The organism is Pseudomonas sp. DSP3-2-3 (assembly GCF_049898225.1).
GTDB lineage: Bacteria > Pseudomonadota > Gammaproteobacteria > Pseudomonadales > Pseudomonadaceae > Aquipseudomonas.
The window spans coordinates 292319-292576 of the sequence record NZ_JAFCXH010000004.1 but is presented as its reverse complement, the minus strand read 5'-3'; positions in this window follow the sequence as shown (position 1 = coordinate 292576).

The window sequence follows — 258 nt, the reverse complement described above, 5'->3', positions numbered from 1 at the left end:
GCACTCGACTCTGCTTTACGTAAGCCCGATGCAATACGAGAAGAACTGGCAAATGCAACAACCTTAGATACTCAACCCCGACGCCGGGTTAAGGGATACGTTTCTCGGGGGCAAGGTCAAAATGTATGGGCGCTACGTTTTATCCAGGTAGCACGCGTTATCGTTGAGCTCCTTCGCGAGCAAGCTCGCTCCCACAAGGGGAATGGGTACATATCCGTTGCTGCGGTCACGGCGACTTTTGGTTCCGCCCTTACGGCG